Genomic DNA, 13,646 nt, shown 5'->3' with positions numbered 1-13,646 from the left:
GCAGCGTTCCGGCGTCAAAAAATCACATTTTAAGGGAGCAGGGCCGTGTTGCGACGTCTTCCCGTCATTCTCCTTCTGGGCCTGCTGCCCCTTGCCGCTTTCGCCTTCACCGTCACCGACACCCAGGGCAGGACCCACCGGCTCGCCGACTACCGGGGCAAATGGGTGCTGGTCAATTTCTGGGCCACCTGGTGCCCGCCCTGCCTGGAGGAAATGCCGGATCTGCAAACGCTGCACGAGACGCGCAAGGATCTGGTGGTGATCGGCATCGCCATGGACTGGCGGGATCCGGAGTACGTGAAGAAATTCGCCGACGACCTGTTGGTGACCTTCCCCATCGTGCTGGGCAATTCCCGGATCGCGGCGCAAATCGGCCAGGTGCGCGGCCTGCCCACCACCTATCTCTATGATCCCGAGGGCCGTCTTGCCGCCTACAACGTGGGTGCGTTGACGCGGCAGGAAGTGGAAAGTTACATTGCGAAAAAATCGGCGCCCGCGAAGCGATAGGGCGCATCGAAACGAGGAGACAACCATGCTGCGTACCCTGCTCGTCGCGGGCCTGATGCTGGTGAGTTTCACCACGCTGGCCGAGAAGCGGGATGTCAACCAGTACTTCTTCGACCAGAAGCTGGGGGATTTCAAGGCCGAGCTGGCCACGGCCCGGGCCGAAGGCAAGAAGGGCATCCTGCTCATGTTCGAGCAGGAGGACTGTCCCTGGTGCCACCGCATGAAGGAGACCATCCTCAACCAGAGCGAAGTGCAGGACTACTTCAAGAAGCACTTCCTGATCTATTCCATCGACATCAAGAACGACCTGGCCATGGTGGACTTCAAGGGCAAGGAGACCACCGAGAAGGCCTTCGCCGCCGAAAACCGCGTGCGAGCCACGCCGGTGTTCCTGTTCTTCGATCTCGACGGCAATCCCATGTACCGCTTCACCGGCGTGGCCAAAGATCCCCGCGAATTCCTGCTGCTGGGGCGCTACGTGGTGGAAGGCACCTATAAGACCACCCCGTTCAACGTTTACAAGAACCAGGCCAGCGTGCAATGAAGCCCGTCCTGCAAGTCCTGGGCGGACTCGCGGCGCTGTGCTGTCTGCTTCAGGCACCCCCTGCCGCCGCGGCGGGCGGCGTGCTCACCCTGGCCGAGGCGCTCAAGGCGGCCGATGCCCCCCATCCGGAGCTGGAGGCGGGCCGCGCGGAGCGGTCCCTGGCGGCGGCCGAGGTCGAGCTCGCCGCCGCGCGCAGCGATGCCAACCTCAGTCTGGAAGCGCGACTGCAGCGGGTGCGGCCGGCGCTGCGTCCGGCCGACACCGACTACATCTCGGACAACAGCGTGCGTCTGGTGGCGCGCAAGAACCTGTGGGATTTCGGACGTACCGGCCGGGCCGAGGAGGCCGCCCGCCTGACCCTGGATGCCCGTGACCTCAGTCTGCTGGATCTGCGCGACCAGCGCCGGCTGGACATCATGGCCCGCTATTTCGACGTGCTGCTGGCCGATCTGCGCTACGCCGTGGACAACGAATACCTGGCGGTGACCTATGTGGCCTTCGACCAGGCCCGGGACCGGGCCGAGCAGAAGCTGGTTTCCCAGGTGGACGTGGCCGAACTGGAGGCGCGCTCCCAGGAATGGCTGGTGCGCCGGTCCGAGAGCGAGAAGCGCCAGCGCCTGACGCGTGCCCTCCTCGCGGATGCCATGAACCGTCCGGGAGAACTGCCCTCCGAACTGGAGGACCCCCCGCTGCCCGACAATGACCGGCCGCTGCCGGATTACGAAGTGCTGCTGGCTGCCATGCTCGAGCACAATCCGCGGCTCAAGGCCCAGCAGCAGCTGCTGGCCGCTTCCCAGAAGCGTCTGGAGGCCATACGCGCCGAGCGGGGCCCGCGCCTGGATGCCGAGCTGGAGCTGGCCGACTACGCCCAGCGTCCCCTGTCCGGCCGGGACCAGGCGCGCGCGGGCGTGGTGCTGAGCTGGCCGCTCTACCAGGGCCGCACGGTATCTGCGGCGCTGGCGCGGGAGCAGGCCCAGTTCCAGAAGCTGCAGGCGGAAAGCGAGCGGCTCAGGCGGGATCTCACCCAGGCGCTGCTTGCGGCCTGGCTGGACGCTGACCAGCTGCGGCGCATCGCGCGGCGCGCCGCCAAGGTGGAGACCGACTTTCGCGATCTCGCCCTGGAGCGGGCACGCGGTCAGTACGAAATGGAGTATCGCACCAACCTGGGCGATTCCATGGCCAAGACCATGGAGGCCAAGCTCCAGAGCCGCAGCGTGGAATACCGTCTCGCCCTGGCGCTGGCCAAACTGGAGGCCCTGGTGGGCCGTCCCCTCGCCCAGCTGGCGGACAAGAAAGGAGCGCAACCGTGATCAAACATTCGTTCTGGCTGCTGGCCCTCGCCGCCGGGCCGGCCTGGGCCGCGGATCTCGCCGCCACCCTGCAGTGGGCTCAGCGGGTGGAATTGGGCACGGCGGTGTCCGGCATCGTGCAGACGGTCGCGGTGCAACCGGGCGACCGGGTGAAGAAGGGGCAGGCCCTGGTGAGCCTGGACGCGAGCGCCTTCAGCGCCCAGGTGGCGGAGGCCCGGGCGAACGTCGCCCAGGCCGACGAGGAGGAAAAAGACGCCAAACGCAACCTGGACCGGGTGCAGGAACTCTACAACCGCACCGTCATCGCCGCCACGGAACTGGAGGCGGCACAGTTGCGCCACGTGCGCGCCAGGGCGCAGCTCGACGCCGCGCGCGCGCGCCTGGCGGCGGCCCAGAAGCAGCTGCGGGACGCCACGGTGCGCGCGCCCTTCGATGGCGTGGTGCTGGAGCGTCAGGTAGAGCCGGGACAGGTGGTGGCCAGCCAGCTCAAGCCGGAACCCCTCGTGGTCCTGGCGCGGGCGGGAGAAATGGTGGCGCGCGGGCTGGCGGGGTTGGCCGAGGTCAAAAAACTCAAACCCGGCCAGGCGGTGGAGGTGGAGGTGGACGGACGCCGTTATCCGGGCCGGGTGCGCCTGCTGGGGCTGGAACCGGTAGGCCCCAAGGGCGAGTATGCAATCGAGGTGGCCTTCCCGGTGCAGGAAACCCTGCGTGCCGGTGTCCCCGCCGTGATCCGCCTGCCCTGAGCCGGCGTCAGCCTGGCTGGCGCGGCAGCGCCTGCTCGGCGGTGCGCCGGTTCTCCTGGTAGTTCCACGCCCAGCGCGTCTTCCACGCGCCGACCACCATGTTGGGATAGTCGGGCTGGCCCAGGCTGCCGTTGTAGCGGCCCAGGGCGCGGAAGAGATTGCCGTTTTCCACGTCCAGGTAATGGCGCAGGATGGTGCAGCCGTAGCGCAGGTTGGTGCGCAGGTGGAACAGGTTGTGCTCCGGCGTGCCGATGAGCTTCACCCAGAAGGGCATCACCTGCATGTAGCCCCGCGCCGAGGCGGAGGACACGGCGTACTTGCGGAAGCCGCTTTCCACCTGGATGAGGCCCAGTACCAGCTGGGGGTCCAGCCCGGCCCGGGTGGCCTCGTAGTGCACGGTGATCAGGAAATCGCGCCGCTCCGCCGGATCCGGCATGAAGCGCTCCAGGCGCTGGGACATGGCCGCCAGCCAGGCTTCCGCTTCCCGGGGATCGCGCGTGACGATGCGGGGCGCGGCCGTGTCGGCCACGCTCTTGGACAGGGCGGCGCGCACGCTGGCCGAGAGTTCCTCATAAACCTGGGCCCCGGCCAGGCTCACGCCCGGCAGGGCGAGGGCCAAGGCCATAACCAGGATGCGCCAGACGATCACGGTGCTCATGCCTCCGACAGCACTTTGGTTTTCAGGAAGGCCACCGCATCGGCCAGGCTTACCGGCGTGGCCGCGGCATCGCGGCGTCCCTGGTACTCGATGCGGCCTTCCCTGAGGTTGCGTTCCCCCACCACGATGCGGTGGGGAATGCCGATCAGCTCCATATCAGCAAACATCACGCCAGGTCGCTCATCCCTATCATCCAAAAGGACTTCCAGCCCCGCCAGGGTGAGCTCGCTGTAAAGTTTTTCGACAGTTTCCCGCACGGCTTGAGACTTGGAAAGCCCGATGGGCACGATGGCCAGGTCGAAGGGGGCCATGGCCCGGGGGAAGATGATGCCCCGCTCGTCGTGGTTCTGCTCGATGGCGGCGCCCACGATGCGCGACACGCCGATGCCGTAGCAGCCCATTTCCATGACCCGCGTCTTGCCTTCCTCGTCCAGGAAGGTGGCATTCATGGCCTGGGAGTACTTGGTGCGCAGCTGAAAGATGTGGCCCACCTCGATGCCGCGGCAGATTTCCAGCGTGCCCCGGCCGTCCGGGCTCGGGTCGCCCGCCACCACGTTGCGGATGTCCGCCACCCGGGGTTCCGGCAGATCGCGGCCGAAATTGACCCCCGTGAGATGGAAGCCGTCCTGGTTGGCGCCGCACACGAAATCTGCCATCACCGCCACCGAGCGGTCCGCCACCACGGGCAGCGACAGGCCCACCGGCCCCAGGGAGCCGGGGCCGCAGCCCACCACCTCGCGGATGCGCGCCTCGGAGGCGAGGCCCCTGAACTGGCCCACCTCCGGCAGCTTGCCTGCCTTGACTTCGTTGAGCTCGTGATCGCCCCGCAGCAGCAGGGCGACCAAGCCCTGGTCGCCCTCCACGATGAGGGTCTTCACCACCTGTTGCGGGGAGACGTTGAGCTGGGCGCACACTTCGGCGATGCTGTGGGCGCCGGGGGTGGCCACCCTTTCCATGGCGCGAGCGGGGGCGGGGCGGGGCGTGGCGGGTGCCAGCGCCTCGGCCAGCTCCACGTTGGCGGCGTAATCGGAGGTGGGACAGAAGGCGATGGCATCCTCGCCCGAATCCGCCAGGACGTGGAACTCGTGGGAGCCGGTGCCGCCGATGGCGCCGGTGTCCGCCGCCACGGCGCGGAATTTGAGACCCAGACGCTCGAAAATGCGCGTGTAGGTCTCGTACATCACCCGGTAGGTCGCCTCCAGGCTGGCGAAGTCCGCGTGGAAGGAATAGGCGTCCTTCATGACGAATTCCCGCGCGCGCATCACGCCGAAGCGGGGCCGGATTTCGTCGCGGAACTTGGTCTGGATCTGGTAGAAGTTCACGGGCAGCTGGCGATAGCTGCGTATCTCGCGCCGCGCGATGTCGGTGATCACTTCCTCGTGGGTGGGGCCGAAGCAGTAGTCACGCTGGTGGCGGTCCTTGATTTTCAGCATCTGGGGGCCGAACACGTCCCAGCGTCCGGTCTCCTGCCACAGCTCCGCCGGCTGCACGGCGGGCATCAGCAGTTCGATGGCACCGGCCTTGTCCATCTCCTCGCGCACGATGGCTTCCACCTTGCGCAGCACGCGCAGACCCAGCGGCATCCAGGTGTAGAGCCCGCTGCCCAGGCGCCGGATCAGTCCCGCCCGGAGCATCAGTTTGTGGGACACCAGTTCCGCTTCGGCGGGCGCTTCCTTGAGGGTGGATAGAAAGAAATGGCTTACGCGCATGGTTTTGCTGGTCAGGGGAAAAGACCCGCATTATAGCGCGTAGACCCGGGCCAGTCCGGGCGTGTCAGGCCAGGCGGAATTCGCGCACCGCCGCCTCCAGCCGCTCGCACTCCCCGGTCAGATGATGCGCGGCCGCCGTGCCCTGGGTGACGGATTGCAGTGTGTCTTCCATGAGACGGGTGATGGCTGCGACATTTTCCTTGACGGAGACGGCGTCGGCCTGTTGGCTCTGGGTGGCGCCGGCGATTTCCTGCAGGCGCTGGGCGAGGCCGGAGACCTGTTCCACGATGCGTTCCAGCGCGGCCCCCGCCTGGCGGGCGCGTTCCACGCCGCTTGCCACTTCGTTGCGGCCGGTTTCGATGGTTGCCACCGCCTGGGCGGTTTCCGACTGCACGGCACTGATCATGCCGGCGATTTCCGCGGTGGCGCTGCTGGTCTTCTCCGCCAGCTTGCGCACTTCGTCTGCCACCACGGCGAAGCCGCGCCCGGCTTCGCCCGCACGGGCCGCCTCGATGGCGGCATTGAGGGCAAGAAGATTGGTCTGCTCGGCGATCTCGCGGATCACCGCGACGATGGCGCCGATGGCCTGGGAGCTCGACCCCAGCCTGTGCATGGTGTCGGTGGCAGCGACCACCGCGCCATGGATGCGGTCCATGCTTGCCACGGTTGCGCGCACCACCTCCTGTCCGCCTTGCGCTTCGGTGCCGGCCACCGCCGCCCGCCGGGCCGCCTCTTCCGAGCGCTGGGCGATCTCATGCACGGTGGCGGTGAGATGACTCATCGCTTCATGAATATCCGTGGCGCGTCCGGTCTGGGTTTCCACGTTCCGGCGCACCGCATCCATGACTTCCCTCACCCCGCCGGCGGTGCTGCGCACCTGGCCTGCGAGGGAGACGGTGTCCCCGATCAGTTCACGCAGGGTTTGGGTCATGCGGTTGAAGCTTTCCACGATCTCGCCGATGGTGTCGGCACTCTGCAGGGAGCAGGAGAAAGTCAGGTCCTTGGCGGAAATGGCATGGGAGACTTCGGCGATGCGCCGCAGTCGCGTGAGCAGCACCAGATTGAGCAGCCAGTAATTGGCCACCCCGATCACGAGGCCTGCCACCAGGCAGCCCACCACGAACCAGGGCAGCATGCCCGGCTTCCATTCCACGAAGAAATGGGCATAGAAGGGGAACACGCAGGCGACCGCGAAACCAAAGGCCAAATAGGAAAAAAGCAGTTTGCGCAGAATGCTGGGGCGCATGGCAGATTCCGTAAAAAGTTGCAGACATCGCCGTTAACGGCAGGGAGCGATAAAACTTGAGCCACCACAGCCCGCGACGCGGGGGCGCCCGGGATCGACCTTTGAGGACGGGGAGGGGGATGGTATAAAGCGCGCCATGGGATTCCTGGCGAAATGGCGCATCCACCGGCAGGTGCGTTCCGGCAACCGGGTGGAGGTGAGCGAGAAGGACGGCGTGCGCACGCTGCATCTGGGCAACGACACGGTGCAGTCTGCCATGCGCATTAAGGCGCCCTTTGAACTGGAGCTCGCCTACACCCGGGCCATGCTGGCCTGCCTGCTGTTCCACCGCGCGCCGCAGCGTTTCCTGATGATCGGGCTGGGCGGCGGCTCGGTGCCCAAGTGGGTGTGGAAACATCTCCCGGAGGCGGACGTCACGGTGGTGGAGATCAATCCGGAGGTGGTGGCCGTGGCCCGCCAGTTCTTCCACGTTCCCCCGGACGATGGGCGTTTCCGCGTGGTGGTGGGGGATGGCGCCCGGTATGTGCAGGAACATCCCGGGCCATGGGACATCCTGATGGTGGATGGCTACGATGAGCACTGCCAGGTGGAAGCCCTCACCACCAGCGGGTTCTACGGGGACTGCCGGGCGGCGCTGGCCGACGACGGTATCCTGGTCATCAATCTCTGGAGTTCCGACGGCAATTTCAACACCCTGGTGGAACGTCTGTTCGAGGTTTTCGACGGTCTGGTTCTGCTTCTGCCGGCCGGCAGCCACAGCAACGTGATTGCCCTGTGTTTTGCCAGAAGCCCGAACCATCCCAAATGGGATGATCTGCGCCAGCGTGCCCTCGAGCTGGGGGCGCGCCACGGCATGGATTTCCGCGTCTGGGTGGACGGCCTGCGCCGGCTCAACCTGCACAACCTGCGCCGGCTCCTCATCTGACGATTCGGGCCGGCGTTTGCCGTCCCGCCGCCCGCAGGCGCCCAAGTCTTTTCACCGTGCTGCTGCCCGTGAGCGCCCGCCCTTAAGCCCCGCGTAAGCCTTCCAGCACACGCCGAGGCTAGAATGGCAGCCTTTCGCCTGCCATCGTGGAAAGGAATCCCATGTCCGTCGTGTTTGCGCGTTGCCTGCTGCTTGTCCTCGTCGCGGCCGCGCTGCCGGTGCAGGCCAAAGAAGCGCCCCGCCCGGTGCCGCTCAGCGCCGCCCAAATCCAGTCCCTCGGCATCGTCACCCAGCCCCTGCCGCCCGCCGAGGCCGCCACGGTGCGTGTGCTGCCCGGCCGCGTGACCATCCCGCCGTCCCAGATCCGTGTCGTCGCCGCGCCCCTGGCCGGGCTGGTGGAGGAGGTGCGTGTGGCGGCGCAGCAGACGGTGCGGGCGGGCGCACCGCTTGCCGTGCTGGCGAGCCCCATGCTGCTCGAGGCGCAGCGCGAATACCTGCAGGCCAAAAGCCAGCTGCGTCTGACCGAGACCACCCTGGCTCGCGAGGAGGCCCTCCATCGAGAAGGCATCATCGCCGAAGGGCGCCTGCTCGCGGCGCGCACGGCCCATGCCCAGGCCCAGGCGGCGGCTGCCGAGCGGCGCCAGGTGTTGCGCCTCTATGGCATGAATGAGCCGGCCATCGCCGCGCTCACCTCCGCGCGCGGGCTGTCGGGCACCCTCACCCTCACCACGCCGGTCACCGGCGTGGTCCTGGAGCAGATGGTCAATCCCGGCCAGCGGGTGGAAGCCCACACGCCCCTGTTCCGCATCGCGCGGCTGGCGCCCCTCTGGATCGAGTTGCAGGCGGGCCTGGCCGATGCCGCGGCCATCCGTCCGGGTGCGGGTGTGAGTGTGGGCGGCGCCCGGGGACGGGTGGTGGCCGTGGGAGCGAGCGTGGATACGGCCAGCCAGTCGCTGCCGGTGCGTGCGGAGATGACAACGGGACTCGACGCCCTGCGTCCCGGCCAGTTCGTGGAGGCGCGCGTGGAAACCGCGGCCGCCGGGCGCGCCTGGCGGCTGCCGGCAGCGGCCGTGGTGCGCCATCAGGGACGGCCCTATGTGTTCGTGCAGACCAGCGAGGGTTTCGCCATGACGCCGGTCACGGTGTTGGAGGAGGGTGCTGGCCAGGTGGTGGTCAGTGGTGCCCTGGCCGAACAGGCGCGGGTCGCGGTGAAGGGCGTGGTGGCGCTCAAGGCCATGGTGACCGGTGTGGGCGAGGAGTGAGGCATGCTTGCCCGCCTCACCGAGTTTGCCCTCACCCAGCGCCTGCTCATGGTGGTGCTCACCCTGCTGCTCGCGGGGGCGGGCGTGATCGCCTTCCGGGAACTGCCCATCGACGCCTTTCCCGATGTCTCCACCACCCAGGTGAAGGTGGTGATGAAGGCGCCGGGCATGACCCCGGAGGAGGTGGAGGCGCGCATCACCACCCCTATTGAGCTGGAGATGCTGGGCATTCCCCGCCAGCGGGTGCTGCGCTCGGTTTCCAAATATGCCCTGGCCGACGTCACCATCGATTTCGAGGATGGCACCGACATCTACTGGGCACGCCAGCAGGTGGCGGAACGTCTCAACGGCATCCTGGGCGCGCTGCCGCCGGGTGTGGGTGGCGGGCTGGCGCCCATCACCACGCCGCTGGGGGAAATGTTCATGTTCACGGTGGAAGGCGGCGGCCTCAGCCTGGAGGCGCGGCGCAGCCTGCTGGAATGGGTGATCCGCCCGCAGCTGCGCACGCTTCCGGGTGTGGCGGACGTGAACACCCTGGGCGGTTATGCCCGTGCCTTCGAGGTGGCGGTGGATCCCGTGCGGCTGGCGGCGCGCGGCGTGAGCCTGGCGGAGCTGGAAGCTGCGCTCGCCAACAACAACCGCAACGATGGTGCGGGGCGCGTGCTCGACGGCGAGGAAGTGCTGGTGGTGCGCGCGGAAGGCGCCGTGAAGACCCTGGAGGATCTCGCCGCCATCGTCGTGGCCCGGCGTGACGGCCAGGTGGTGCGGGTGGGCGACGTGGCCACGGTGCGCCTGGGCAGCCTGACCCGTTATGGCGCGGTCACCCGCGACGGACGCGGCGAGGCGGCGGAAGGGCTGGTGCTGGGGCTGCGCGGCGCCAACGCGCAGCAGGTGGTTCAGGGCGTGCGGGCAAAACTGGCGGAAATCCAGAAAACCCTGCCGCCGGGCGTACGCATCGAGGTGTTCTATGACCGCGGGCGTCTCGTGGAGCGGGCGGTGGGCACCGTGGCGCGCGCTCTGGGAGAGGCCATCGTGCTGGTGCTCATCCTGCTGCTCCTGTTCCTGGGCAATCTGCGCGCGGCGCTGGTGGTGGCGCTGACCCTGCCCCTGGCGGCTCTGGCCACGTTCATCCTGATGCGGCTTGCCGGCATGTCGGCAAATCTCATGAGTCTGGGCGGGCTGGCCATCGCCATCGGCATGCTGGTGGACGCGGCGGTGGTGGTGGTGGAAAACGTGGTGACCCATCTCGCCCAACGCCCGCCGGGCAGCCCGGTGCCCCTTTTGCATCTCGTCTATCGTGCCGTGCGCGAGGTGGCGCTGCCGGTCGCCTCCGGCATTGCCATCATCGTCATCGTCTTTCTGCCATTGCTCACTCTGCAGGGCCTGGAGGGCAAGCTGTTCATTCCGGTGGCGCTGGCCATCGTGTTCGCCCTGTCCGCCTCGCTGCTGCTCGCCCTCACCGTGATTCCGGTGGCCTCCTCGTTTCTGCTCACACGCGTGGGTCATTCGGACCCCTGGCTGCCGCGCAAACTTTCGGCACTCTACCGTCCCGTGCTCAGCTGGGCGCTGGCTCACCAGAAGCCGGTCGTGGTGACGGCGCTGGTGCTGCTCACGGCCACTGCGGTCGTCTACACGCGCATTGGCAAGACCTTCATGCCCACCATGGACGAGGGCGATCTCATCATGCAGCTGGTGAAGCTGCCTTCCATCAGTCTGGAGGAATCCACGAGCCTCGATCTCGCCGTGCAGCGGGCGGTGCTCGCGCGCGTGCCGGAGGTGCGCGGCATCGTGGCCCGCACCGGTTCCGACGAGCTGGGACTGGATCCCATGGGCCTCAATGACACCGACAGCTTCCTGGTGCTCAAGCCCCGGGACACGTGGCGCAATCCGGACAAGGAATGGCTCACGGATGAGCTGCGCCGGGTGATGGCGGACTTCCCCGGCGTGGCGGTGAATTTCACCCAACCCATCGAGATGCGGGTGTCGGAGATGCTCACCGGCGTGCGCGGCGACGTGGCGGTGAAGGTGTTCGGGCCGGACGCCGCGACCCTGGACGGGCTGGCACGCAGAATCGAGCAGGTGCTGCGCCAGGTGCCGGGCAGCCAGGATGTCTATACGGTGAAGAACGAGGGCGTCCAGTATCTGCAGATCGATATCGACCGACTGGCGGCCGGGCGGCTGGGCCTCAACGTGGAGGACATCCAGAATGCGTTGCGGGCCCTGGTGGAAGGCCGCGTGGTGGGCGTGGTGGTGGAACCGGGCCGGCGTACACCGCTTCTGCTGCGGGGCGCGGACGGCATGCGTGCCGCGTCGGACGCCCTCACCCGCGTCCAGCTGGTGACGCCTGCCGGCGACGTGGTGCCGTTGGCTGCCGTGGCACGCATCCGGCGCGCGGACGGCCCGGTGAAAATCGAGCACGAAAACGCTACCCGCATGGCGGTGATCCAGTCCAACGTGCGCGGGCGGGATCTGGTGGGCTTCGTGGCCGATGCCCGGGCGGCGGTGGCGGCCCGCGTGCCGCTGCCTGCCGGCTATCGCCTGGAATGGGGTGGACAGTTCGAGAACCAGCAACGGGCCGCAGCGCGTCTGTCCATCGTCGTGCCCGTGGCCCTGCTGCTCATCTTTCTGCTTTTGTTCGCCACCTTCCGTTCCGTGCGCCAGGCGCTGCTGGTGCTCACCAACATTCCCTTTGCCATGATCGGTGGCGTGTTCGCCCTGTGGATCTCGGGCGAGTATCTCTCGGTGCCGGCCTCGGTGGGTTTCATCGCCCTCTTGGGCATCGCCGTGCTCAATGGCGTGGTGATGGTGAGTTACTTCAACCAGCTCCTCGCCCAGGGCATGACGCTCAGGCAGGCGGTGGTGGAAGGCGCCCGGCGCCGCCTGCGTCCGGTGCTGATGACGGCTTCCATCGCCGCCTTCGGCCTGGTGCCGCTGCTGTTCGCCAGCGGACCCGGGTCGGAGATCCAGCGTCCCCTCGCCATCGTGGTCATCGGCGGGCTGGTCACCTCCACGCTGCTCACCCTGGTGCTGCTGCCCATCCTGTTCTCCCGGTTCGGCGTGGAAAGCGCCAAGGAGCGTCTGTCATGATGACCTGTCTCACCCTCGTCCTGCCCCGTTCCCTGGAGGAGGCCCTGGTGGACCATCTGCTGGAACATCCGGAATGGGTGCCCGGTTTCACCACCTGCCCGGTGGATGGTCACGGCCACGGTGTGGTGTACCGCGCCAGCGCCGAGCAAGTGCGAGGGCGGGTGGCGCGCGTGATGGTGCAGATCGTTACCGAAAGCGACAAGGCCGAGGCGCTGCTCACCCACCTGCGCGAGAGTCTCCGGAGTCCCGAAATCGCCTGGTGGACGGTGCCGGTGTCCGGCTTCGGGAGGTTTGCATGAGACCCGCACCGTTGCTGTGGTTGGTGATGGTCGCCGCTTCCGCCCATGCCGTGGAAGGGCAGATTCCCGCCGACCTGCCGCCGCCGGCGCAGGTGGCGCAGGTGCTGGAGCGGGTGCCCAGTGTGGTGGCGGCACGCGCCGGCATCCGGCTGCAGGAGGCCAACCGGGCGCGGCTCGCCGCCGGTCCCCACGAAACGGTGCTGCGCCTGACCGGCCAGCAGCGCGACGTGCGCGTCGGGCCCGGCGAGCGCTTTGCGGAGTGGGACGTGGGCGTGGAGCGTGCCCTGCGGCTGCCGGGCAAGGCGGCGCTGGACGCCGCCCTGGGGGAGCAGGGCGTCACCCAGGCGCGCCTCGCCCTGGGGGATGCCCTGCACGAGGCGGCACGCGGCCTGCTCAGGGGCTGGTTTGCCTGGCTCAGGGAACGGGCCCAGACCACACTCTGGCAGGAACAGGTGGCGCTGCTGGAAGAACAGCTCGCGGTGGTGGACAAACGCATCCGCGCGGGCGATGCCCCGCGCCTGGACCGGCTGGCCGCCCAGGCGGCCCTGTCCCAGGCACAGGCCGGGCTCGCCCAGGCGCGGTTCCGCGAGCAGGCGGCGGCCACCGAGCTTCTGCGCCGCTATCCGGGGCTTACGTTGCCTGCCGGCGTGCAGCCTGCGCAACCCGTGCCGGTGGAAGGCGATGCGGCCCACTGGCGGGAACAGGTGCTGGCCCACAATCACGAGCTGGCCGCCGCCCAGGCGGACGCCCGGCGCGCCCGCCTGGCGCTGACGCGCGCCGAGGCCGAGCGGACGCCAGACCCCACCCTGGGCCTGCGTGCCGCCCGGGAGCGGGGCGGCGAGGAACGCATCCTGGGCCTGACCCTGGCCATCCCCTTCGGCGGCGCGGGACGCGCCGCCGCGGTGGACGCAAGCCGCGCCGAAGCCGACATGGCCGCCCAGCGCGAAGCCCTGGTGGCAGCCAAGCTCGCCGCGGAAGCCGAGAATTTGTTCCATGGCGCCCAGGCTGCCTCCACCGCGGCCCGGGCCCAGGCCTCGGCGGCGCGGCAAATGCAGGAGGCGGCCGAGCTGGCGGCGCGCGCCTACGCCCTGGGCGAAGGCACGCTGCCGGATGTGCTGACGGCACGCAGGCTCGCGCTGGAGGCCAGGCTCGCCGCCACCCTCGCCACCCTGGAAGCCAACGAAGCCCGCTATCGTTTGCTTCTGGACGCCCACCGCCTCTGGCCCATCAGTCCCGATGAGCACGAGCACGGGGAGTCCCACGCCGAGCCAGCTGGAACAAGCCCCTGACAGTGCGGGCCCAGGTCCGGGCTGGGGCAGGCCATCCGCTCGCCGTCGGCCTGCCTTTTCCATGGGC

General features: G+C 68.3%; 12 protein-coding genes. 9 read left to right on the top strand and 3 right to left on the bottom strand.

Translation table 11 applies throughout. The annotated features are described in order from the left end of the window. The first annotated feature begins 45 nt into the window (after nt 1–45). The 4 genes from ACZ42P_RS04045 to ACZ42P_RS04030 are packed head-to-tail and all read left to right on the top strand — an operon-like array spanning nt 46 to nt 3,104. On the top strand, nt 46–507 hold the full coding sequence (locus ACZ42P_RS04045; RefSeq protein WP_464898815.1) for a TlpA family protein disulfide reductase: 462 nt from the start codon (nt 46–48) through the stop codon (nt 505–507). A gap of 25 nt (nt 508–532) precedes the next feature. After that, nucleotides 533–1,051 (top strand): thioredoxin family protein, encoded by a 519-nt coding sequence (locus ACZ42P_RS04040; protein ID WP_464898814.1) that lies wholly within the window; start codon nt 533–535, stop codon nt 1,049–1,051. Next, nucleotides 1,048–2,361, top strand: a complete 1,314-nt coding sequence (locus ACZ42P_RS04035) for a TolC family protein (RefSeq protein ID WP_464898813.1) — start codon at nt 1,048–1,050, stop codon at nt 2,359–2,361. Before ACZ42P_RS04040 ends, ACZ42P_RS04035 begins: the two co-directional genes overlap by 4 nt. Beyond that, nucleotides 2,358–3,104: an efflux RND transporter periplasmic adaptor subunit gene (locus tag ACZ42P_RS04030; RefSeq protein WP_464898812.1), complete on the top strand. Its 747-nt coding sequence runs from the start codon at nt 2,358–2,360 to the stop codon at nt 3,102–3,104. Before ACZ42P_RS04035 ends, ACZ42P_RS04030 begins: the two co-directional genes overlap by 4 nt. 7 nt (nt 3,105–3,111) lie before the next feature. Here the strand turns inward: ACZ42P_RS04030 and ACZ42P_RS04025 are convergent, their stop codons facing one another. The 3 genes from ACZ42P_RS04025 to ACZ42P_RS04015 all read right to left on the bottom strand — a co-directional run bounded on the left by ACZ42P_RS04025 (nt 3,112) and on the right by ACZ42P_RS04015 (nt 6,717). After that, nucleotides 3,112–3,762 carry a lytic transglycosylase domain-containing protein gene (locus ACZ42P_RS04025; RefSeq protein WP_464898811.1) on the bottom strand — a complete coding sequence of 217 codons (651 nt, stop codon included), beginning with the start codon at nt 3,760–3,762 and terminating at the stop codon, nt 3,112–3,114. Beyond that, complete coding sequence (locus ACZ42P_RS04020) at nt 3,759–5,471, bottom strand: proline--tRNA ligase (RefSeq protein WP_464898810.1); 1,713 nt, start codon at nt 5,469–5,471, stop codon at nt 3,759–3,761. Before ACZ42P_RS04020 ends, ACZ42P_RS04025 begins: the two co-directional genes overlap by 4 nt. A 64-nt stretch (nt 5,472–5,535) precedes the next feature. Further along, a complete protein-coding gene (locus tag ACZ42P_RS04015) occupies nt 5,536–6,717 on the bottom strand; it encodes a methyl-accepting chemotaxis protein (RefSeq protein ID WP_464898809.1) in 1,182 nt (393 codons plus the stop codon). 136 nt (nt 6,718–6,853) lie between these two features. Between ACZ42P_RS04015 and ACZ42P_RS04010 the strand changes: the two genes are divergently transcribed. The 5 genes from ACZ42P_RS04010 to ACZ42P_RS03990 all read left to right on the top strand — a co-directional run bounded on the left by ACZ42P_RS04010 (nt 6,854) and on the right by ACZ42P_RS03990 (nt 13,579). Beyond that, entirely contained in the window at nt 6,854–7,642 is a 789-nt protein-coding gene (locus ACZ42P_RS04010; RefSeq protein ID WP_464898808.1) for a polyamine aminopropyltransferase, read from the top strand. Between the two features lie 161 nt (nt 7,643–7,803). Continuing rightward, nucleotides 7,804–8,904 carry an efflux RND transporter periplasmic adaptor subunit gene (locus ACZ42P_RS04005; RefSeq protein WP_464898807.1) on the top strand — a complete coding sequence of 367 codons (1,101 nt, stop codon included), beginning with the start codon at nt 7,804–7,806 and terminating at the stop codon, nt 8,902–8,904. 3 nt (nt 8,905–8,907) lie between these two features. Next, nucleotides 8,908–11,991, top strand: coding sequence for an efflux RND transporter permease subunit (locus ACZ42P_RS04000; protein WP_464898806.1), 3,084 nt, complete (start codon nt 8,908–8,910; stop codon nt 11,989–11,991). Then, nucleotides 11,988–12,290, top strand: coding sequence for a DUF3240 family protein (locus ACZ42P_RS03995; protein WP_464898805.1), 303 nt, complete (start codon nt 11,988–11,990; stop codon nt 12,288–12,290). Before ACZ42P_RS04000 ends, ACZ42P_RS03995 begins: the two co-directional genes overlap by 4 nt. Next, nucleotides 12,287–13,579, top strand: coding sequence for a TolC family protein (locus ACZ42P_RS03990; protein ID WP_464898804.1), 1,293 nt, complete (start codon nt 12,287–12,289; stop codon nt 13,577–13,579). Before ACZ42P_RS03995 ends, ACZ42P_RS03990 begins: the two co-directional genes overlap by 4 nt. Nucleotides 13,580–13,646: the final 67 nt, after the last annotated feature.

Source organism: Thiobacter subterraneus (assembly GCF_055379455.1).
This window is presented reverse-complemented; position numbering and strand designations above follow the sequence as displayed.

Excerpts from the sequence above, each read along its gene's own strand:
- ACZ42P_RS04040 (WP_464898814.1), top strand. The coding sequence starts at position 533 with ATGCTGCGTACCCTGCTCGTCGCGGGCCTGATGCTGGTGAGTTTCACC.
- ACZ42P_RS04035 (WP_464898813.1), top strand. The coding sequence starts at position 1,048 with ATGAAGCCCGTCCTGCAAGTCCTGGGCGGACTCGCGGCGCTGTGCTGT.
- ACZ42P_RS04025 (WP_464898811.1), bottom strand. The coding sequence starts at position 3,762 with ATGAGCACCGTGATCGTCTGGCGCATCCTGGTTATGGCCTTGGCCCTC.
- ACZ42P_RS04020 (WP_464898810.1), bottom strand. The coding sequence starts at position 5,471 with ATGCGCGTAAGCCATTTCTTTCTATCCACCCTCAAGGAAGCGCCCGCC.
- ACZ42P_RS04015 (WP_464898809.1), bottom strand. The coding sequence starts at position 6,717 with ATGCGCCCCAGCATTCTGCGCAAACTGCTTTTTTCCTATTTGGCCTTT.
- ACZ42P_RS04010 (WP_464898808.1), top strand. The coding sequence starts at position 6,854 with ATGGGATTCCTGGCGAAATGGCGCATCCACCGGCAGGTGCGTTCCGGC.
- ACZ42P_RS04005 (WP_464898807.1), top strand. The coding sequence starts at position 7,804 with ATGTCCGTCGTGTTTGCGCGTTGCCTGCTGCTTGTCCTCGTCGCGGCC.
- ACZ42P_RS04000 (WP_464898806.1), top strand. The coding sequence starts at position 8,908 with ATGCTTGCCCGCCTCACCGAGTTTGCCCTCACCCAGCGCCTGCTCATG.
- ACZ42P_RS03995 (WP_464898805.1), top strand. The coding sequence starts at position 11,988 with ATGATGACCTGTCTCACCCTCGTCCTGCCCCGTTCCCTGGAGGAGGCC.
- ACZ42P_RS03990 (WP_464898804.1), top strand. The coding sequence starts at position 12,287 with ATGAGACCCGCACCGTTGCTGTGGTTGGTGATGGTCGCCGCTTCCGCC.